The organism is Chryseobacterium rhizosphaerae (genome assembly GCF_003385455.1).
In the GTDB taxonomy this organism is placed as follows: domain Bacteria; phylum Bacteroidota; class Bacteroidia; order Flavobacteriales; family Weeksellaceae; genus Chryseobacterium; species Chryseobacterium rhizosphaerae.
The window spans coordinates 58,638-79,454 of the sequence record NZ_QNUF01000008.1 but is presented as its reverse complement, the minus strand read 5'-3'; the positions used below and the strand labels follow the sequence as shown (position 1 = coordinate 79,454).

Genomic DNA, 20,817 nt, shown 5'->3' with positions numbered 1-20,817 from the left:
AACGTTCCCCGATCCGCCCCCCTTCTTTTATTGTAGAATTGATGACTGTATTAGTTTGTTTCGATATATTTGAAAAAAACTAATATAAATCGTGAGTATATCAAAAAACAAATTTTATTCTTTAAAAGACATTGCTAATTGGCAATTAAAAGGTGATGAAAAAATTAAGTTGCCAATTCTACAAAGATCTTTTGTGTGGAAGCCAAATCAAATAGAAACTGTTTGGGATTCGATTTTGAGAGGTTATCCCATTGGAGCATTTCTTTTAGCAGAAACTACGGATAGTACTTTTGAGTTATTAGACGGTCAGCAACGTTCTACTTCCATTTCTTTAGGTTTTTTTAATCCTTGGGAAGAAAATTCTGCAACATTTTTTGATAGTAAAAATAAAGATTACGATCACATTCCTACAGTTTGGATTGACTTAAACCCTGAAAAAGTTAGTAATACTAATAAATATTTAATCAGAGTTTTAACAAGATCTCATCCTTGGGGGTATCAAGCAAAAAATAATAGTTCTACTCTAAGTGTCTCTGATCGAAAAAAAGCATTGGATATTTTCAGTAACAATCGAAGAAAAGTAAAATATACTGAGCTGAAAAACATCGATGTCTTTCCTTTTGATGCAAATCTTCCTATTCCATTAGTTTTTCTATTAAAATATATTTATGGAAATAGAGATACTTCATCTTCCAAAAAAATGCTAATTAATCAGATTGCTGCTATAAAAATGAATAATCAAAAAGAGAGTCTATATGAAGATTTTATTACTTCAAATGCTTTTGATGATTTTATTGATGAAATAGGTAAGAATTTGAAGAGTTACTCAATTCCAGCAATTGTTTTGAATAATTCATTGATAAAAGTAGCTAATAGCCAAGAAAAGGAGGATCCTACATTATTCGTAAGATTAAATTCACAAGGAACTCCTCTTAATGGAGAAGAGCTAATTTATTCGATTTATAAAGCCGAGTTTCCAAAAAGTAAAAACTTAGTAGAGTCAATCAGTGCTGATTTTATTCAACCTTCAAGATTATTATCATTTGTGAATAGGTTGGTTTGGTCTGACTTAAATCAAAATAGTTATCCAAACTCGTTCAGTGTAAATCAATTTAGAGATAGATTAAGTAATTTGGATTTTTTACAAAGGTTAGAAAACTTCATTGGTAATGATAGTGGTAGCATGGCAAATAAAGTTTTTAAAAGATCCTTTGAAATTTTATTGTCTGCAAATGAAATCAAATTACCCGTAATCTTAGTGAAAAGTTTAATAAATGATTACCCAGAAATCTTTCTTTTTTATTTAAATTGGGTCTATATACATTATTACAAAATCAAACCAGAAAATTTCTTAGAAATAAAAAAAGGCTTTTTCTATTTAACATTATTTACGTTAGATAAAAATAGATTATCAAGAGAGATATGGGGTGAATCATCAAAATTTTCTTTTTGGAATTACCAAAGCTTAAAAAAACTTGCTAGTGACAACAATTTAATTATTAGAATGCCTAAAATATCTGATTTGCAAATAGTTTATAAAATGGTAATTGAAAAGAAAGTTAGATGGAATGAATTTTATCCTTCAAAGGAAGATTATTTAAAACTTTTTGATGGCGCTTTGGAAGAAAAAGGTATTGATGAAAGTGAAAAATATGAGATTTATAAAAACCAATGGAACCATCTTGCAAATCAATTGGCTTGGAATCGTAACGTTTTGATATTTTGTCAAAGAGATTATTTTAGTAAAAACTTTCAGGAATTCAATAGTCTAGAAGTTTTAAGTGATACAAATAGACCTTGGGATTATGATCACATCTATCCAAGTAGTTGGGTGTATCAACAACAAAATGTTAATCCTCAGGTTAGAGATTGGCATAATATGAACGCCAATTTGAGAGCTATTTCATTGGAAGAAAATCGAAGTGATGGTAATCGTGAAGACCCTAAACTAAAAGCCGAAAGTCTAAAAGCATCAGATTTCTTCATAGTTGATGATAAAGAATATTGGACAAAAATTGAAAGTCGGATATATGATGAACAAAGCGCAATGTATTTAATGAATGCTTTTGTAACTAGAACCATTAATTTTTATAAAGAAATATACTCTTTTATTGTTTGAAAATCCCTTTAACGAGAAATTAACAAACTTTAACTTAGTTGTAATTATTTGATAATCAATCAATTGATTTGATATTTCAATATTTTTATCTACCTTAGCTGATTTTTTAATTGTTACCGATGTATGAATAAGGAATAACAATTAAATATTATAAAATGAGAAAGCCAATTATTAAAGCAATCATCAGAACTGATAAGGCTGATAAAAAAACAGGCGAATGTCCTATATGTATTCAAATCAGAATGGATGGAGATAAAAAAAGAATTTCAATCGGAGAAAAAATACATCCTTCAGAATGGGATACGGATGCAGGTCGTGCAAGAGGTAAGGGATATGGCAATCTGAATAAGATGATTGATAAGCGAAAAAGCGATTTAGAGGAATTTTGCGCAGATACTATTATAGCAGGGTATCAATTATCATTTTCTGATATAGATAGATTTTTAAATGGGACAAAGAATAGCAATTTTTATGATGTTTTCGATTCAGTCATGGAAATAAAGAAACCTAAAATTTGTAATGATACTAAATATAAGTATGCTACTTTACGTAGCAGATTAAAAGCATTTCAACCGAGAATCTCTACTTCCAATATTGATGTTGCTTTTATCACAAGATTTGATAATTATTTAAAAGACTTGAATATAGGAGATGGGGGTATTTACAATCATCATAAGTGCTTGAAATGTATTATAAATGAAGCTAATAGATATAAGAAAGCAAAAATTGAGCAGCCGTATGGTAAAGATATGTTCACAATCAAGAGTCCAAAACATAAAACTATCTTTTTAGATGAAGATGAAGTAGTTAAGTTTAAAGGTTTTAAAAGTGATAGTATTTTAGCTAATACAGTAAGGGATATGTTTTTACTTTCCTGTTATTCAGGTTTAAGGTATTCCGACCTGTTTTCATTGAAAGTATCAGATATAGACTTTAACAAAGAAATTATATCAAAGAAGATGTTAAAAACTAAACATAATATTGATATTCCAATGAATAGTCAAATAAAAACATTACTCTTGAAATATATTGTAAGTCAAAAATCCAATACAAAAATCTTTAGAGAGGTCAGTAATCAAGTAGGAAATTCTATTCTGAAAGAAATAGCAAAAGAGTGTAAGATCAATAAAAATATAACATTTCATGTTGGACGTCATACTTTTGCTTCTTATTTGGTAAACAATTGTAATATTTCCCTTCCTATTGTAAGTAAGCTACTAGGACATGTAAATATTGCCAATACTTTAATTTATACAAATTCAAATATTAATAATCTTAAAAACGTAATGAGTAATGTTCGTTTCGGATAAATTAATAAATTTGTAAAAGATAAAAATATAATTAACATAAAAGCGTAAGCTATCGTATTGGTTACAGAAAACCGCTAATCTTCTATAAACCCAAATTCGATAGGCTTACGCCCGTGTCATCTATTGGCGTGGGCGATAAGTCATATCTGGGTTTAGGGTTCTTAGCGGTACCTCTGTAACGGATTGGCTTAAAGTTCCACGCTTTTTCTATGGATTAAATTGCCGTTTTGGAACTGAATGGTTACTAATAATCATGGGAAACTTTTCTTATCTGATTCAGAAAAAATTTCGAGAGCTGAACTCAGAACAACAACGAATCTTCATTAGCGAATTTGAAAGACGAAAGAAATCAGTAGGAATATCTTACCTGCTCTGGTTTCTTTTAGGATGGCATTACGCCTACCTTAAAAAATGGGGTTGGCTGATATTATATATTCTTACTGTGGGAGGATTTTTTATCTGGGCAATTATTGACCTCTTCAGAATTCCTAAAATTGTTGAACAATATAATAATGATCTTGCTTTAGAGATATTACGGGATATTTCAATCATGTTTCCTAATGAGGGTCAGGATTCAGTTGATAGAGATGTTAATAAAAAGGCTGTAAATGACCTTTACATCACTCAAAAAATGCAATCAGGAGAAAGTTATTCATTTTATATAATCGTTGGCGTAATCATACTGTTTAGTGTTTCTGCTTTCTTCTTAAAGCCTGATCGGGCTAAAATGCAGAATAAGATTGTTGATGAAATTATGATTTCTCAACCTCAACTTATAAAAACAATTAAAGATATTTTTATTGGTGAAGAGCTTAGTGTAAAGGGGGCTGAACATTTTATTATGAATAGTATTTCAAAAAAAGGATATAAAAATATAGCTGTTTATGAGGAGGATTTGGTAATTCTAAGAAAATTGGTATTCAGAGATGAAAATTCACAAGAAAATCTCATCACTGCTTACGGAATGTTTGGATTAACAAAGGTTGTATTTGAAGATGAAAGTCTGAAACATGAGGAAATTTTTGGAGAAAGGAAGCAGTCTTCCAAAATTAATGAATTCTATCAGCCTGCCTATGAGAATAAATATAATAATTCCAATGCTAATTATAAATCAGGCGAAATCTACCGTGATGAACTCAACAATAGGAAAAATAAAAAACTGGAAGAAGACTCAATACAAATCAATTAATCATGAAAAACTTAATAGTACTTATCAATCTATGCCTTTTTTCTGTTTTTTATTCTCAAAACTCTTACGAAAACGGACTCAGGCAGACTAAATTGTTTGTGAAAGGAATTTTTAAAAATCAGCCGTCAAAAGTTATCCAATACGTTAAACTGACTGACGGTAGAATAAAGCAAAGTAAAACCGATAATGCGCTTGAAGAATTTGAGCTTCAATGGGATTTGTTCTATAAAATTATTAGAAAAAATAATAAAATTGTTTATATCAGTAAATCTGATGATTTATGGGGGCATATTGGAGATAGCAAAACATCTTATGATTATTACTTCAATGAAGAAGGAATCTTGGTTGGGGCTGAGAAAAGCCTTGATTTTTTCTTACTTGATACTACGTGCGCGATTCAAGTACAATATTATGCTCTTTACCAAAATGTAAAAGCTAAAAAATTGGAAAAAACCGAGATGTATAAAGATGATAACGGGAATATTATTGATTTTACTTCCAGAAAATGCAAAAATAGCAAGGCGTATATTCAGAATATTACCAATAGCTTAGATAAGATCACCTTCAGAAATTTAGAAAGCTTTATGAAAGCTGAGAAAATCAAATATTACAAATAAGATTTTGGAAAGAAAAATAAAACAAGAGGAAAGTAAGTAAAAGCATGATATGTTTTACTAAAATAACAAGTAAAATAGACATGAAAATAGAAGTCAGAATACAAGAAGAAGCAAGTAAGGGCTTCATGAAAGGGTTCTATGAATTCTAAAAAGGAAAAAGCCTGATACTAGGAAAAATCGAAACTTTTAACCTGTAAGAGATTGAGCAATACAAGTAAAAAGTTTTAAAAATGCCAAACACCATATTCTTACCTGTGATAAATTTCCGTTTTAAAGGTAAAAATAAAGACAATTATTTGACTCGAATCGTAGTTCTACTACAATTTTTGAAATAGTGTCAAAAAAGTTTAGTTTTGGCATTATTTTTATCTACATTCAGTGATATAAAAAACACACAAATCATCATGAAAAAAAATAGATCTAATGCTGAGAAAATTTCGGAGAATCATATAGCAGGTATTAACCGTGTGGTAAAGCTTGACATTGTGATTGATGGAAAGCCCATTAGCCACTTTAAATACTTCCGATTACAACAAAGCGCTAAAACCCACCATTACTTTGAACTTACTCTAGCGCACGATTCATTAGGTAAAATACAAAACCATAACTTAGAGCAGGCAAAACAATTTTTTGGAAAACGACTGACAGTAACTTTCAAATATAAAGATCCGGAAAACGAAAGTCCTGAAAGAACATTTGTGGGAGTTATTATGAAAGTGGCATTTAGTCAGGAGGAAATGAGTCTGGGAAATATTGTATTGAAAGGAAATAGTCCTACTATTTTAATGGATTCTGCTCCACATACTCAAAGCTTTGGAGGTAGTCAACCTGTAAATACTTCCATTATTGCTGATAGAGTAATTAAAGAAGCATTGGATACTAATGATTTTGATATTAGAATAGATTCGCAAAACAATAGTTACATTAATTACAGTTCACAATATTGTGAAACTCATTATAATTATCTTGCCAGAATTGCAGAAGCTTATGGAGAGCAGTTTTATTATGATGGAGAAGTACTTCATTTTGGTAAATTACCGTTTCATGAAACATCTATTAACCTTATTAATGGAAGCAATGTTAGTGATGTACAGATAGAACTTAATGCAGTACATGCCAAAACTGAATACTTTGGCTATAATAGCAGTAATCATGCAAAAATGCTTGGTATTGATAATCGCATTAAACATTTAGGAGAGCTGTCATCAGAAACTTATGAGCGTAACGACAATATATTTAAAACCCGCTCGCTTACCCCTGCTCCTTTACATCCTAATATGTTCCTTGATATAGATGATTCTCAAAGAAGCGCAAGAGGAAGTAAAGCAGTAGAAGTTTTTACGGCTTCAGGGAAAACAACAGTTCCATTTTTGTATATTGGTTGTGTTGCTGATTTAGCGATGAGAAAGCCAGATAGTAATCAAACTTCACATTTTACGACTTTGATGATAACTGAAGTACATCATGAAGTCGATGCAAGAGGGTACTATACAGGAAGTTTTCAAGCAATAGCTGAAGGAACGGGCTTCATGCCTAAGCCTGATTTTGTAATGCCGAAAGCCGAGCCTCAAGTTGCAACGGTTATATCTAATGTTGATCCATTAAATCAGGGACGAATACAAGTGAGGTTTGACTGGCAACTAAATGATACTACCCATTTTATCCGAATGATGAGTCCTGATGCAGGTGGAACAGATGGAGTAAGTCAAAATAGAGGTTTTGTCGCTATTCCAGAAATTGGAGATCAGGTAATGGTAGGTTTTGAATATCATAATCCAGACTTTCCCTTTGCAATGGGAGGAATGTTTCATGGTAAAGTGGGTTTAGGTGGAGGTGCTGATAATCATCTTAAGTCCATACAGACACGTAGTGGAAATAAGATTCTTTTTAATGATACTGAAGGACAAGGAAGTATACGAACAGAGGATGGAAGTACCAACTTTATTTATTTAGATGGTGAAGGGAATATTAGAATAAATGCTCCTAACAATATCATACTTGAGGCTGGAAATAATTTGGATATGAATATTGGAAACAATATGACATTCAATGTTGTGAATAATGCAATGCTCAACATTTTTCAAAAAATGATGGTTAACTCTCCGACCCTATTGCAAAATATAACAGAATTTTTCCACACACAAGCAGGCAAAGCTGTATTTAATTCTGAAAATGAGATAAAAATTGAAGCAAAGGAAACCAACGTAGCTGGAACCCAGAAACTGTTTATGCATTCTGATCAAAATACAATTGTAAACAGTAAGGGAATTGTAGATATGCATGGTAAACAGGGAAATAATCAGACTAATAAACCTCAAAACTATAAATATGTTCCTGTTTATGTAGATGAAAGATGTCTAGTAAGTTTTAGACCCAAAAATGATTGGGGAGGAAAAGGATACGGTTTTGACTGGGTAAGAGTTGGTGATACAAAGATTCCCGGAGATGTTTATTATGGAAAAGAAGTCGGAAAATATAGAGATTCAAGTGGCGCATTATTTCAGGTTTATGAAAACGAAGACGGTAAACCACCTGTAAGTTTTTTCATCAATGATAAAAATGACTTTATCTCTTTAATGTCCAATTTTAATCCCCATGCATATAGTGTTAAAAATAAAAAAGGGAAAAAAGTGATGGTAAACTATTGTGTACCATGGATAACTCTTTATCCTAAAACCATCGTGAAGAACATTAAACAACCTAATGGAAAGATTGTTCCAACAACATTAACATCAACCTATAGTAATACTACAGCCACTTTAAGAACCATCATAAATATTCAAAAAAAACCTGAAAAATTAGAACTTGAATATGATGATAAATTACTCAACATAGTTAATAAACCTCTACCTCTTACAGTTGGTAAACATGAAATAGAAATAACAGTAACTTGTTTAAAAGAACTTAAAAGCGAACAGCCTATTAAAGTTATAGCTACTTATAAGGACTCTAAAGGAACAGAAGAAAAATCACTAGCGGGAAAACTTAGGGTTGCTCAAAACAAAAAAAGATTTAAAGCAAAGGTAGTATTTATACAAGTTTCAACTGATATAGGAAATGGAAAAAGAACAGGACAACCGAAAGGTAGAGAAAACGAATTGAAAAAATATATGAATCAAGCGTTAATTACCCCTTATTTTGAAAAAACACTATCGCTGGATGTAAGTTCTGATACTGATCCAAAAACTAAAAGAAAACATAATAAAAAGAAAAATTTTAATAGGATAGCCAATATAATTAATGACCCACAGGGGGGAAGTGATAAATGGATTGAAAATTCAATAGGAGATAATTTATCTGACTACCTAAATGATGAACTTTATAAACAGTATGGAAAGAAAAAATATCAGAATATCTACAAAGTATATTTCATAAATGAAGAGAACCCGCACATAGCAGGAATCGGTAGAACCATGAATGATCCTGCTGCAAAAACTATACTTGTTTTTAAAGCTGGATTTAATGATAGTACTGTTGCCCATGAAGTATTTCATTCCATGGGACTATATCATAGTTTTGATAATGATTCCAAGTTCACTTTTGAACAATTTATTACAGATAATATAATGGATTATTCTGATTTACAAGGATTACCTGTTATCAGTACCTATCATTGGCAGTGGGCAATCTTACAAAGCAGGTCAGAAAAAGAATAGAATACTATCTCGTATTTTTATAAATTAGATAATGAAAATATTGAACTGAAAAAAATTATTAAACAATGAAAAAACTTCTGTACATCTGCTTTGCATTATTTATGTCATCCTGTAATTCTCAGGATAAAAAGGAAGACACAAAAGCAACCAAAACCCCAACCTCAGTAAAACATAATACAATGAATCAAAAAAATAATTATGCCAATCTCATTAGTGATAAAATTGAACATTTTAACATAAAAAAATACTATGAAAATAATCCAGATGGTTTAGGGAAAACTTACGAAGATAGAGGCACTCAAATTGAAGAAAGCTCAGGTGAAGGAGGAAGTTGGTTTATAGCTAATTCTACTCCTAAAAATTCAATATTTTCAATATATAAGGAATTTAATGATAAAGGTATTATACTTAAAAAATGGGTGAATTTTAGAAATGGTGGTGGGCCAGTAGGATTCAAATATGAATATGATGACTCTGGAAAACTTATCAAGAAAACTGATATGGATAAAGGATATACTATAACGGCAGATGATATTATTGATTATTGTAAAAAACATGAAATTGATCTATTCTCAGATTATACTCATATAGATAAGAATTACGACGAAGGTTCTCAAAAACTTTATCTAATTAACTATAGAGGAAAATATGAAGGAAAATTTGGAGCAAGAATAATAATTGTTATAGATGGTAATAATGGGAATGTATTAAAAGTTACCTCAATAAATGGAAAACATAATGATTCTGCGGAAGTGTTGTATGAGAAAAAATAATCATTATGGCACAAAAAATCACCGATACCGCCCAATTATCTTGTAACCAAGGAACAACACCAAGTAATCTAAGTGTTACCAGCCAGAACTTTTCTACGGCTGAAGGGAAACATATTGCTACGGAGCAGGATAAACAGACGAATGTAAATATTAAACCTTTTGGACAATGTAAATTAAAACCTACTTCAGGAGGATATTTACCGTGTATTCCTGCACCAACCGCTTGGGAAAAAACAACAGAAAAAGATACTATCAATAGTTATAAAATTCTTACAGAAGATTCATTTTGTATGTGTAGTACAGGAGGAAAAATAAGTATAGAAAACAAAGGGCATAAAGAAGAACATGATTTACGATGAATAATTTAGTTTGTATTCATTAATAAAAAGAATTCAATATAAATCTTGTTTCTAGAAGCTGATATATAAGTACAAATAAACCACCACTACAATTAATAACTATGGGAAAACAAAGAATTCTATGTTTTCTGGAAGGACACATATAACAGAAGTATTTGATAGCTTGGAAGAATGTAAGTAACAAAAGCATGGTTTCCCTAGAGAGAGTAGTCTAAGGATGGTGTAAATCGTGAAGTAAAACTCGAATGCTTATCTTTTTCGTTTTAAAGGAAAAGAAAGTTTGACCAGATAAGACTTGTTTTGTCTTGAAACTAATCAGTTGTTACTAAATATTTGGCTCTTCCGAATAATATTTAATAAAAATATGATCTCTGTAGACGGCTTTTAAGCCGTCTATTTTTGCGTGTTTTAACCTTTATTAAGAAAACTTTAACAAAAAATTAACGCAATTTTCATCATTTTACTTTTGTTTCCCTGCTATGATATAAGAAACCATTCAAAATGAAATTACTGAAAGAAAGACGGTTTCTTTTTTTACTGAATCGTACTAACAAACTTAAAAAAAGAATAGCAGTACTAGAATCTTTAGCATTAGAGAACATTAAATCAAAAGAGATTTTGACTGTAGAAGAGACATTGGAGTTATTTAATATGAGCCGATCAACATTTGATCGATTGAGAAAAAAAGGTTTTAAAGCTTCTCAGCCCAATAGGAACGGGAAGATTTATGTTAATAGAGCGGAAATGGAAAATTTTTTACAAAAAAAAGTAGTATGGTAGATTTAATTAAATTTTATCTTGAAAATGTATTGCTAAGCGATTATATCCTAGCAACAAAATTTATGAAAATAAGAGAGGAAGGTGGATTTGAAATTTTTAAAGCTGACCCTGATATGATTTCTTTTTTGTCCCAAAAGGTAAAAGCTGAAAACTGTAATTTACCAAAATCTGAAATTGTAGTTCAACAAGAAAATATTATTAAAAAGCTGTCATACCAGAACAAATTTATCAGCTTTAAAAGAAAATTGAACGCAAAAGAAGGAAGATTGTCGGTTTGCCAAAACATAAGAAAAGACTTTATCCGCATCAAAAATTTAAATCCATTTGCTGACCTCAATTATTTGAATTTTGTTGAAATAATCGAACTGTATGCGCACGAGTTCGGGATTGAAAAAGAAAAATTCTGGAAGGCAAAAATTACTCAGGTAGAATTGGGGGTAAATATCAGATTTAATATGAATATAGCTTCTATTATGAGTAGTGTTTCAAGAATGAAAGGTATGGAAAATACACTACGAATAGGAAATACTGTCAACTTTAAAAATCAAAAATATGAAGTTGCGATTTATGATAAATTAGGTAGAGAAGCTCAGCAGGGTGAAGTTTTCAAAAACTCGAGCAGAGTAAGAAGAAAGCATTTGGTGAAAAAAATCTCAAAGAATAATAGCTTTGTTAGAATCGAGTTGAGAGTGAAGCGAGTTAGTCAATTTAATAGGGCTTCCATAAAACGTAAAATACAAACTCTGGAATCTATCAGAGAAAATTTTTATTTGTTAGGTAACGAATTATACAAACTTTTTGTTAATATTTCCTTTGTAAATGATATTTTGCCAGATATTACTCAGGGTCTTGTGAAGTCTCAGTTAAATAGCAAGAGCTCAAAAGCTTTTGATGAATATCTGAAATTTCTAGGATTGAAATATTTTGGAGTTAAAAAGTTTATTGAGTTCGCATCTCCGATCTTGAATACAAATAATAGAAATAAATATCTTGCAAGTTTGGAAGATATTTACAATCAATATAAAGGAGATGATGATTTTGTGAAAAAAGAGTTTCATCGGAAATTGTCAGCAAGTATCAATAAACTTGCCATGCCTGCTATTTCAAGTAGTAACTAAGGTTAATATATATAACTAATATAGAAAGATATAGTAAGCTGCGGAGGTGGATGAGATCAATTAAAAAGCATCCAAAAAAATCCAAGGGAGAACGGTAGCAATTACATTTCTCAGGCTTTTATTTAAGAGAAGAATCGGAAATGTACTATAATAAACAAACAAGTAAGTAAGAGAATAGTGTAAATATGCCTCTTATGCGTTTAAATACTTTATGAAGGGTTTTTCCCTAAGATTAAAATTTAATACAGAATACAATGATTAATAATACGAATAAAACAAAAAATAGAGTGAGATTTAGAAATGCTTCAAATGCTAGTTCAGAAGCTTTAAAATTTGTTAAGTCTTTACATGATGCTATGGGAAGTCAATTAGCATATATTGATTTCGATAAAAAAAATAACAATAGGTATTCAAGCAAATATTTACCCAACATTAGTTTTGAGCTGAAAAAGAATTTGTATAATGGTAAAGAGGGAGTAGTTTTTTTAGTTTATGATGAAAACAATAAAACTACCGTCACATCAAAATACATAAAAAGAGTGGTGGAGTTTTCTTTTTTTGATGATAAACTTGTTTTGCCATTTTTGATAAAAGATCTTGAAGAAGGATTAGGTTATAAGAACTACCACAATGATATTTTAAGGCAATATTTTGTAACTTATTTACAAGTTACATTTAGGCTAGGAAATAATGATGTTATATTGCTATTCGATTATAATGAAAGAAATGATAAACCAAAACTTTCCTTTAGAGGAGAAGATGTTGAGAAGTATTCTTGGAGGAAATTTTCAAAGCATGAAAGGGACGTTATCAAGAATAGATTAAAAATTATCTATGAGGAAAGTTGGGGGGAGTCTTTAGATATTAACGAGAGTAGATTTTGTAATTTTTAACATATAAATTATTAAGAAACAATAAGATTAATTCTTATTGTTTTTTTTTTATTTTTAAATACTCATTAGAGTAATTAATTAGATTAATTTTGTATAATGGATAATACACTTTATGATATTCCAGATTCTTGGAAATGGGTAACTTTAAATGAGGTTTCTATTACAAATAGTGGAGGAACACCAGATAGAAAAAATCCCTCAAATTTTAAAGGTGATATTCCTTGGGTAAAATCTGGAGAATTAAATTATAATTTAATTATTCATACTGAAGAATATATAACATTAGAAGCATTAGAATTTTCAAATGCCAAAATATTTGAAAAAGGTTCTTTGTTAATTGCTTTATATGGAAATACGGTAGGCAGAATGGCTTTTTTAGGAACTGATGCAGCTACAAATCAAGCTGTAGCATGTATTAAAACCTTTGTAATTAATTCTAAGTATGTTTATTATTATTTAATGTCTGCTAAAGATGAATTGTTAAATAAAAGAGAAGGAAGTGCACAACCGAATATAAGTCAGAAGGTTTTAAATGATTTTCCGTTCCCCTTATCACCTATTGAAGAACAAGATAGAATTGTCGAAAAAATAGAATCAATTTTAAGTGAACTTGATAAAAGTAATGATGACTTATTAAAGTCTAAAGAATTAGTTGATAAATTAATTAAAAAGACAATTTTTAACCTATTTAAAGCAATTTCGAAACGTTTACCATTATCCGAGGTTTCACAAATAATTATGGGACAATCCCCGAATTCAAAAAGTTATAATTACCAAGGAATAGGACTTCCGCTGTTTCAAGGAAAAAAAGAATTCACGAATTTATTTCCTATACCCGAAAAGTGGACTACTTCACCAATTAGAATTGCTAAAGAAAATGATATACTGATGTCTGTGCGAGCTCCCGTGGGAGATGTTAATATTGCAAATACAGAATGTAGTATTGGAAGAGGCTTATGCGCAATCAGATTTAATGGCTACTACAAGTTTTTATTTTATTATTTAGACTCTATTAAGCATGAAATTAGTGATCTAGGTACAGGGAGTACATTTAATTCTATTTCAAAAGATATTGTGTCAAACATTCTTGTCCCCTATCCTCCCAAAGAGATACAGTTTGAGTTAATAAATGATTTAGAATTAAAAATTATTAATTATAAAAAAATTCTTGAAGATATTGGTATTCAGATGACTAATAATGTAAGCTTAAGGGCTAAATTTCTTAAAGAAGCTTTTGAAGGTAAACAATCAGAAAGATATGATTCGGATTCCACAGTCAAAAGTACGCTTCTTAAAATAAGGGAAGAAAAATCTAAATATTTAATAACGCAGGCTGATATTATAAAAAATAAACCTAAATTTAAGAAAGAAGAATTCAATCTGATAAAATTTTTAAAAGAGAAATATTATAATACTTCTTTTACATTTTCTGAAATTTACAATGATATTAATATGTCCAGAGATTTTATTGTAAATGAATTTAGAAAACTTGAAGAAGAAAACAAATTGAACATTAGTATTGACAAAATAACAAATACGGTCAAATATACCCTGAAATGAAATTAAGAAGATTACAAATTTTTGATATTGAATATAAACCTTTGATGAAAGGTGTGGATATATTTTTTACAAAATCAACTAATGATTCGATTAATGTGAACTGTTTAGTTGGAGTTAATGGCTCAGGAAAATCTCAGCTATTAGAATTAATCTCAGAAATCTTTTTGTTTTTAGATAAGGTATATCGAAAGCAAGGAATATTATCCAAAAAGATAAATTCACCATTTGCTTTTAAAATTGAATATGAAATTACAATAAATGAAATTTTGTATTTAGTATCATTTGAGTGTGAAAAAATTCATACAAAGCCAAAAGATATTTTATTTGAAATTATACAAGAAGATATTCCTGGTTTAGTTATAGATACAAGTGAAATTGTAAATTATTTACCTAATAAGGTAATAGGCTATACTTCTGGTGATAATGAAACTTTGAGTTTACCATTTGAATGGTACTATGACGAATATGCAGACTTTACTGGTAAAAGAGCGAGATTTCCAGAAAAATACAAAGAATTTAATGATTATGACCCTGTATTGTATTTTATGAATTACAATACAAATTTGGGAATAACTATTAGTAATTTAATTTTTGATGATGGTAATGATGCATTAAAATTAGTTAAAGATATTGTAAGAGTTGAAAAACTTATTAGTTTTAGGATTACAATACAAACTAATCAAAAAATGGCACCAGGTTATAAGCCCAAAGGTGGACCAGATGCCGGTATCAAATTGACAGAGGAGCTTGAAAATTGGATTGATAAACTGATTAAATGTTGTAAGTACGCAGTGCAGGATGAAAATGATAAAAAATTTAAAAGATGGATATTAGATTATGAATTAGATCCTATCACTATTGATTTGTTTAAAATTCATTTTTCAAGTGCTTTAGAGCTTTATACAGCCTTTTATAAATTGGAATTATTAAATAATTTAATTATCAAGGATGAAATTGTTAAAGATATTAAAAGAGCTAGAGATGAAAGATTAAATACTGCCTTGCAACTTGTTCCAAAATTACCAACTGTGCCTGATGAAGAAAAAGTGCTTAGATATTCAGAATTAAAATTAATGTTAAAAAATGGTACAACTGTCGACTATTTGAGTCTCAGTGATGGTGAACACCAATTTTTAAACGTATTTGGAACCATTTTAATGATGATAAACCAAGAAAATTGCCTATTTCTTTTGGATGAACCTGAAACACATTTTAATCCAAAATGGAGGCGAATTTTTATAAGCACTCTAAAAGAAATGACCATAGGTAAAATTCAAGATATGATTGTAACAACTCATTCTCCTTTTGTAGTTTCTGATTGTAAAAATGAAAGTGTTTTTATCTTTGAAAGAGATGGAGATTGTCTTCGAATAACAAATCCTCCTAAAGAAACCTATGGAGCCTCATTTGATAATATTTTGGATATGGCATTTGATATTAAAATTCCAATATCTAGAGATTCGTTAAAAGAAATTGATGAGTTAAGAAAATACCAAAATCCTGATGTTATAAAAGAGAAACTGAATAATTTTGGTGAATCAGATGAAAAACTAAATTTAATGAATCGAATTATAATGTTAAACTTTGGTAAGGAGAAATAATGCTTTATAGGTACGAATTTATTAAGAATGAGAAAATGGTGGAATTATACAAACATTTTCTATATTTTATTAGAAAGATAAGAAATGTAAAAAAGAATGTAGCTTTCAAACCTCAACTATATTTTCATTCAAGTTTTCTAAGTAGTGATGGTAAAATCGCTCCAAAAGGTAAAGTGAATGTAGAAATTCAAACTAAATTTAAAGCTTTTTTTAACGATTTTAAAAAACTAGATCAATCTCTAAAAGAAGAATTTTATACATTAGTTTTAATGTCTAAAGATCTATATTTATTCTTTGAAAAAAGTGATAGATATGAAGTCTCATTTTTAAGAAACGAAAATATTAAAAGGATCATAGGTACAGATTCTTTCAAACAATTAATGGAGTCACTTTGGAAATATTTAAGCTCTAATAATGCTTGGGAAATTGATAAACATTATGAAGAATTTCATAAAAGACTTCCTCAATCAAAAATGTGCCCATTTTGTGGATTAGAATATTTAAAAATACCAGTTTTAAGGAGAGCTGATTATGATCATCTAGCTTTAAAGTCTAAGTATCCACTTTCATCAATTGATTTAAAAAATATAGCACCATCATGTGATGATTGTAATGAAACGTTTAAGAAGGAAAAAGATGTATTTTATCACGATAATTCAGATGTACGTAGATTATTTTCTTATCCCTTTATTTTTAATGACTCTTTCCAAGCAAATAATATCAAAATAGATTTAAGTGGTAGTATAATTCCTGATACGGATATGAATAATAGTGAAGGAGAGTGGAAGATCAATATTTTACCTAATGATAGTTATACTCAGACTTGGAATGATGTATACTCAATTAAAAAAAGATATATATTATCTATTAAACACAGTACTTGGTTAAATGATCTGAAAAAAATAATAAATCTTCATTCTGTAAGATTTACAAATCATGATGAAGTGAAAAATTATTTAAAGAAATATAAAACTCTATTTGATCCAAAAGAAATAAAAATTGAAAATCATTTGAAATTTTCATACTATGAGTTTTTAGAAAATTGTAATAATAATGTGCTATTTGAGCAAATAAAGCAAATGTCTGTATGATAAGTAGTAATTTAGTAGCAAAAATTTGGTCTTTTTGTGATACACTTAGAGATGATGGGGTTAGTTATGGAGACTATTTAGAACAAATTACTTATTTACTATTCTTAAAAATGGCTGATGAGTATTCACGACCTCCATATAATAGAAATTTTGATATTCCTGAAAAGTGTGACTGGCAATTTTTTTTAAATCATCCACTTGAAGGTTTAACTTTAGATTATGTTAGAGCGTTAAATATCTTAGCTGATTCGGGCAGAATGTTAAGTAAAATCTTCAAGGGTGCCCAAAATAAAATACATGATCCATTTAAATTAGAAAAATTAATAAAACTTCTCAATGAAGATGAATGGGTATCTGAAGCGGTGGATATTAAAGGTGATATTTATGAAAGCTTATTACAAAAAAGCGCAGAAAGTAGTGGAGCAGGTCAATATTTTACTCCCCGTTCAATCATTAAAGCTATTATAGAATGTGTTGAGCCTCGACCATTAGAAACAATTTCAGATCCGACATGTGGTACTGGTGGTTTTTTTCTAGGAGCAATAGAATATTTGAATAAAAATTATTCAGAGGAATTACAATATAAAAATAAAAAAGAGTTTTTACAATTTAAAACATTTCATGGTTGGGATATTGTCCCTTCGACAGCCAGATTATGTTTAATGAATCTATTTTTACATGGTATAGGAGATATGAAAGAAACTCCCGAAATAAAAGTTGAAGATAGTCTACTTGAACAACCAAAAAAGAAGGTAAAAATAGTCTTAGCAAATCCGCCATTTGGAAATAGTAGTACTTATACAATAACCAATGATGAAAAGTTAACTAAGCAAGAATCATATATACTAAGAACTGACTTTTGGACTACGACGAGTAATAAGCAGTTGTGTTTCGTTCAGCATATTATAAGTATGTTGCAAGAAAATGGTCGGGCAGCTATTGTACTTCCTGATAACGTCCTATTTGAAGGAGGTGCAGGAGAAATTATTAGAAAAAAATTATTAGATGAAACCAATCTTCATACAATTTTAAGATTGCCAACAGGGATATTCTATGCTAATGGTGTAAAAGTAAATGTTTTGTTCTTAGAAAAAAAGAAAAAAAATAGTACCCAAAATACTAAAGAGATTTGGTTTTATGACTATAGAACTAATATACATCATACCTTAAAAAAATATCCATTACAATTTGAGCATTTAATACCATTTGTTGAATGTTATCATTCTAAAAATAGAGAAAAAACTCCTGAAACATGGAGCGAAGATAAAATGAAAGGACGTTTTAGAAAATATACTTATGATGAATTACTTCTAAGAGACAAAATTAACTTTGATATAACCTGGCTCAAAGACGATAGCTTTATTGATTTAGACGGCTTACCTGAGCCCGAAGTATTAGCACAAGAAATAATAGATAGTTTAGAAAGTGCATTAAATAGTTTTAGAGAAGTTGTAAAAAGTCTTTCTAAAACATAAAGAGTCCCCTAAAACGCCCCCCTTGAAAATTATATTGCCTGAAAGTACCATAAATAAAGGGAAAAATAAAAAATATTCGAGCCCAGGTGGGACCACTTTTTAAATCAAGCACTTACAGAAATGTAGGTGCTTTTTTTATTTTCTGACTGTAGCAGTACTGTAACATTTCAGTATATATTTTATCACTCACCTAGCTTATAGATAGAACGATGTTATATCAGCATTTATCTAAGCCTGAAAGCAAAATATTATCTTTTTTTTTTGAGTAATTTAAATTATCGCTGGTTTTTGAACTAGAGGTTTACCCCTAGCGATTTTTATTGGGCAATGTAATGAGAGTTATAGTAAAAAAAACTTTTAATCGTCTAATTTTGACGCTTGTAGAAAATAGCTTTACAGCGTAACAATTTAGAATAAATTACTTTATAATGAACTTAATATCTCTCCCTTATGTGATTATAAAATTTTATATTTGCGAAATTAAAAAAAATAGTGGTTTATGTTGGTTCATAATCAAATTTGACTTTACTAATTTAAATCAAAAACAGTTAATATTATGCTTATAAATAAACTAAATACAATCCTTTCAAAGACTTTATTTTGTTTTAAGATAAATTCTTCTTTTCTTCAAACTCTTCTATTTATAAAAAATTCTAAAAGATATAGTTCAACATATAAAAAAAATAAACTTTTAGGAACGGAAAATAAAGAACTTGTAGAATATGATCTTTTTTTATCAGGAAAAAAAGTTCCTCTTTGTATCAGAACTTATTCGGGTGATTTTGACATATTTTATGAGATTTTCTGGAAAAAAACTTATTATATCCCCGACGTGCTTTTTTCAACTGGGAGTAAAATTATAATAGATTTAGGAGCTAATATAGGCTTGACATCCATTTTTTTTGCATTACAATATCCCAATGCAAAAATATATGCTTTAGAAGCAGAAGAAGACAATTACAAAATCCTGGAAAAGAATGTTTCTTTCTCTGAGAATATCATTTCAAAACATGGAGCTATTGATACTAAAGACGGAATAGTATTTCTTTCTTCTCCTGATTTATCCTATAACTTTAAAATTTCAGATACTGTAACAGAAATCGGAGAAAAAGTTCAGGCGTATAGCATGAAAAGTTATATGGAATTATTGGAAATTGACCATATAGATTTGCTGAAAATAGATATTGAGGGCTTAGAGCAATCGCTCCTGAAAAATAATAATGAATGGCTTAATAATGTGGATAATATAATAATAGAATTACATGATCCATATAGTTTAGATGAGCTAAAACAGGACCTATTGCCTTTTGGATTTACGGTCTTAATTCCTGATTCTTTTAGAGGATTAAAAATGATTTATGCAACAAAAAAATAATATTAAATATACAATTATGAAAAAAAGTTTATTGATTACAAGTCTTTTATTATCATTAACCATTTACGGACAGACATGGAATTTGACCGGAAACTCAGCAACGAATCCTGGCACTAATTTTTTAGGAACATCTGATAATAAAGATTTTATTATTAAAACAAACAATACTGAAAGAGTAAGGATAAATTCGGACGGTAAAATTGCAGTAGGCGGTGCGGTAGACCCTGAAATCAATTTAAAAGTACATGGGAGATCGCAAATAGTATCGAATGCAGACAGTGATGTATTTTTTGTTGGAAATGATTCTGATAATGTTGGAAACGGGAATGATCTTATATTTCTCAGATATGGAAAATACCAGCCAAACAATCCCAGTGTAATGACAGTATCTGGATTGACCGAGCCTTCCAAATATGAAGTTTTATTTAACATACGAGCGAATGGAAACATTGGAGTAGGAATACATAATCCTCAATATAAACTTGATGTATTAGGAAAATCTTCTTTTAGTGATAATATGAAAGTGGGAGGTAAAGTAGAAGCTAAAGAAGTAAAGGTTACTGCCACTCCAACCGCGGATTTTGTGTTTGAAGAAGACTATCAATTGCCAAAATTAGAGGAAATTGAAAAGCATATCAGAGAAAAGAAACATCTTCCTGAAGTTGCTTCTGCCAAAGAAATGGAAAAAGAAGGAGTCAATATAGGCGAATTCCAGATTAAATTGTTACAAAAAATTGAAGAACTTACCCTCTATTCAATAGAACAAAATAAGCAGCTAAAGTTTCAGGAAGAACAACTTAGACATCTACAGGAAGAAAATAAAACTCTGAAATCTCAATCCGAAGACATAAAAGAGCTAAAGAAACAAGTTCAGCAACTATTATCAACAAAGAAATAAAAA

At 29.5% G+C, this 20,817-nt stretch carries 16 protein-coding genes; all 16 read left to right on the top strand.

The features are described from left to right. Positions 1-91 precede the first annotated feature (91 nt). The 16 genes from DRF57_RS09105 to DRF57_RS24110 all read left to right on the top strand — a co-directional run bounded on the left by DRF57_RS09105 (position 92) and on the right by DRF57_RS24110 (position 20,814). Positions 92-2,119: a GmrSD restriction endonuclease domain-containing protein gene (locus DRF57_RS09105; RefSeq protein ID WP_157969881.1), complete on the top strand. Its 2,028-nt coding sequence runs from the start codon at positions 92-94 to the stop codon at positions 2,117-2,119. 155 nt (positions 2,120-2,274) lie between these two features. Beyond that, the gene (locus tag DRF57_RS09100) at positions 2,275-3,429 is read left to right on the top strand and encodes a site-specific integrase (RefSeq protein WP_115918127.1); all 1,155 of its coding nucleotides are present in this window, start codon (positions 2,275-2,277) and stop codon (positions 3,427-3,429) included. A gap of 253 nt (positions 3,430-3,682) precedes the next feature. After that, complete coding sequence (locus tag DRF57_RS23950) at positions 3,683-4,618, top strand: TM2 domain-containing protein (RefSeq protein WP_174772370.1); 936 nt, start codon at positions 3,683-3,685, stop codon at positions 4,616-4,618. Between the two features lie 2 nt (positions 4,619-4,620). Next, positions 4,621-5,235 (top strand): hypothetical protein, encoded by a 615-nt coding sequence (locus DRF57_RS09090; protein ID WP_115918125.1) that lies wholly within the window; start codon positions 4,621-4,623, stop codon positions 5,233-5,235. Positions 5,236-5,588: 353 nt separating this feature from the next. Next, a complete protein-coding gene (locus DRF57_RS23945) occupies positions 5,589-8,891 on the top strand; it encodes a phage baseplate assembly protein V (RefSeq protein ID WP_174772369.1) in 3,303 nt (1,100 codons plus the stop codon). Between the two features lie 65 nt (positions 8,892-8,956). Beyond that, positions 8,957-9,664, top strand: coding sequence for a hypothetical protein (locus tag DRF57_RS09080; protein WP_123863305.1), 708 nt, complete (start codon positions 8,957-8,959; stop codon positions 9,662-9,664). A gap of 5 nt (positions 9,665-9,669) precedes the next feature. Further along, positions 9,670-10,023, top strand: coding sequence for a DUF4280 domain-containing protein (locus DRF57_RS09075; protein WP_115918121.1), 354 nt, complete (start codon positions 9,670-9,672; stop codon positions 10,021-10,023). A 501-nt stretch (positions 10,024-10,524) separates the two neighbouring features. Further along, positions 10,525-10,803: a helix-turn-helix domain-containing protein gene (locus DRF57_RS09070; protein ID WP_115918119.1), complete on the top strand. Its 279-nt coding sequence runs from the start codon at positions 10,525-10,527 to the stop codon at positions 10,801-10,803. Further along, the gene (locus DRF57_RS09065) at positions 10,797-11,921 is read left to right on the top strand and encodes a hypothetical protein (RefSeq protein ID WP_115918117.1); all 1,125 of its coding nucleotides are present in this window, start codon (positions 10,797-10,799) and stop codon (positions 11,919-11,921) included. Before DRF57_RS09070 ends, DRF57_RS09065 begins: the two co-directional genes overlap by 7 nt. 254 nt (positions 11,922-12,175) lie before the next feature. Further along, the gene (locus DRF57_RS09060) at positions 12,176-12,814 is read left to right on the top strand and encodes a hypothetical protein (protein ID WP_115918115.1); all 639 of its coding nucleotides are present in this window, start codon (positions 12,176-12,178) and stop codon (positions 12,812-12,814) included. A gap of 96 nt (positions 12,815-12,910) precedes the next feature. Beyond that, entirely contained in the window at positions 12,911-14,374 is a 1,464-nt protein-coding gene (locus DRF57_RS09055; RefSeq protein ID WP_115918113.1) for a restriction endonuclease subunit S, read from the top strand. Continuing rightward, positions 14,371-15,975 (top strand): restriction system-associated AAA family ATPase, encoded by a 1,605-nt coding sequence (locus DRF57_RS09050; RefSeq protein ID WP_115918111.1) that lies wholly within the window; start codon positions 14,371-14,373, stop codon positions 15,973-15,975. The genes DRF57_RS09055 and DRF57_RS09050 overlap by 4 nt, the downstream gene beginning before the upstream one ends. Before the next feature lie 35 nt (positions 15,976-16,010). After that, complete coding sequence (locus DRF57_RS09045; RefSeq protein WP_123863304.1) at positions 16,011-17,066, top strand: hypothetical protein; 1,056 nt, start codon at positions 16,011-16,013, stop codon at positions 17,064-17,066. Next, the gene (locus DRF57_RS09040) at positions 17,063-18,541 is read left to right on the top strand and encodes a class I SAM-dependent DNA methyltransferase (protein WP_115918107.1); all 1,479 of its coding nucleotides are present in this window, start codon (positions 17,063-17,065) and stop codon (positions 18,539-18,541) included. The genes DRF57_RS09045 and DRF57_RS09040 overlap by 4 nt, the downstream gene beginning before the upstream one ends. 556 nt (positions 18,542-19,097) lie before the next feature. Next, the gene (locus tag DRF57_RS09035) at positions 19,098-19,916 is read left to right on the top strand and encodes an FkbM family methyltransferase (RefSeq protein ID WP_115918105.1); all 819 of its coding nucleotides are present in this window, start codon (positions 19,098-19,100) and stop codon (positions 19,914-19,916) included. 16 nt (positions 19,917-19,932) lie between these two features. Further along, positions 19,933-20,814, top strand: a complete 882-nt coding sequence (locus tag DRF57_RS24110) for a hypothetical protein (protein ID WP_228450355.1) — start codon at positions 19,933-19,935, stop codon at positions 20,812-20,814. The last annotated feature ends 3 nt before the right edge of the window (positions 20,815-20,817 follow it).

Excerpts from the sequence above, each read along its gene's own strand:
- DRF57_RS09100 (WP_115918127.1), top strand. The coding sequence starts at position 2,275 with ATGAGAAAGCCAATTATTAAAGCAATCATCAGAACTGATAAGGCTGAT.
- DRF57_RS23950 (WP_174772370.1), top strand. The coding sequence starts at position 3,683 with ATGGGAAACTTTTCTTATCTGATTCAGAAAAAATTTCGAGAGCTGAAC.
- DRF57_RS09090 (WP_115918125.1), top strand. The coding sequence starts at position 4,621 with ATGAAAAACTTAATAGTACTTATCAATCTATGCCTTTTTTCTGTTTTT.
- DRF57_RS09080 (WP_123863305.1), top strand. The coding sequence starts at position 8,957 with ATGAAAAAACTTCTGTACATCTGCTTTGCATTATTTATGTCATCCTGT.
- DRF57_RS09075 (WP_115918121.1), top strand. The coding sequence starts at position 9,670 with ATGGCACAAAAAATCACCGATACCGCCCAATTATCTTGTAACCAAGGA.
- DRF57_RS09070 (WP_115918119.1), top strand. The coding sequence starts at position 10,525 with ATGAAATTACTGAAAGAAAGACGGTTTCTTTTTTTACTGAATCGTACT.
- DRF57_RS09065 (WP_115918117.1), top strand. The coding sequence starts at position 10,797 with ATGGTAGATTTAATTAAATTTTATCTTGAAAATGTATTGCTAAGCGAT.
- DRF57_RS09060 (WP_115918115.1), top strand. The coding sequence starts at position 12,176 with ATGATTAATAATACGAATAAAACAAAAAATAGAGTGAGATTTAGAAAT.
- DRF57_RS09055 (WP_115918113.1), top strand. The coding sequence starts at position 12,911 with ATGGATAATACACTTTATGATATTCCAGATTCTTGGAAATGGGTAACT.
- DRF57_RS09050 (WP_115918111.1), top strand. The coding sequence starts at position 14,371 with ATGAAATTAAGAAGATTACAAATTTTTGATATTGAATATAAACCTTTG.
- DRF57_RS09045 (WP_123863304.1), top strand. The coding sequence starts at position 16,011 with ATGGTGGAATTATACAAACATTTTCTATATTTTATTAGAAAGATAAGA.
- DRF57_RS09040 (WP_115918107.1), top strand. The coding sequence starts at position 17,063 with ATGATAAGTAGTAATTTAGTAGCAAAAATTTGGTCTTTTTGTGATACA.
- DRF57_RS09035 (WP_115918105.1), top strand. The coding sequence starts at position 19,098 with ATGCTTATAAATAAACTAAATACAATCCTTTCAAAGACTTTATTTTGT.
- DRF57_RS24110 (WP_228450355.1), top strand. The coding sequence starts at position 19,933 with ATGAAAAAAAGTTTATTGATTACAAGTCTTTTATTATCATTAACCATT.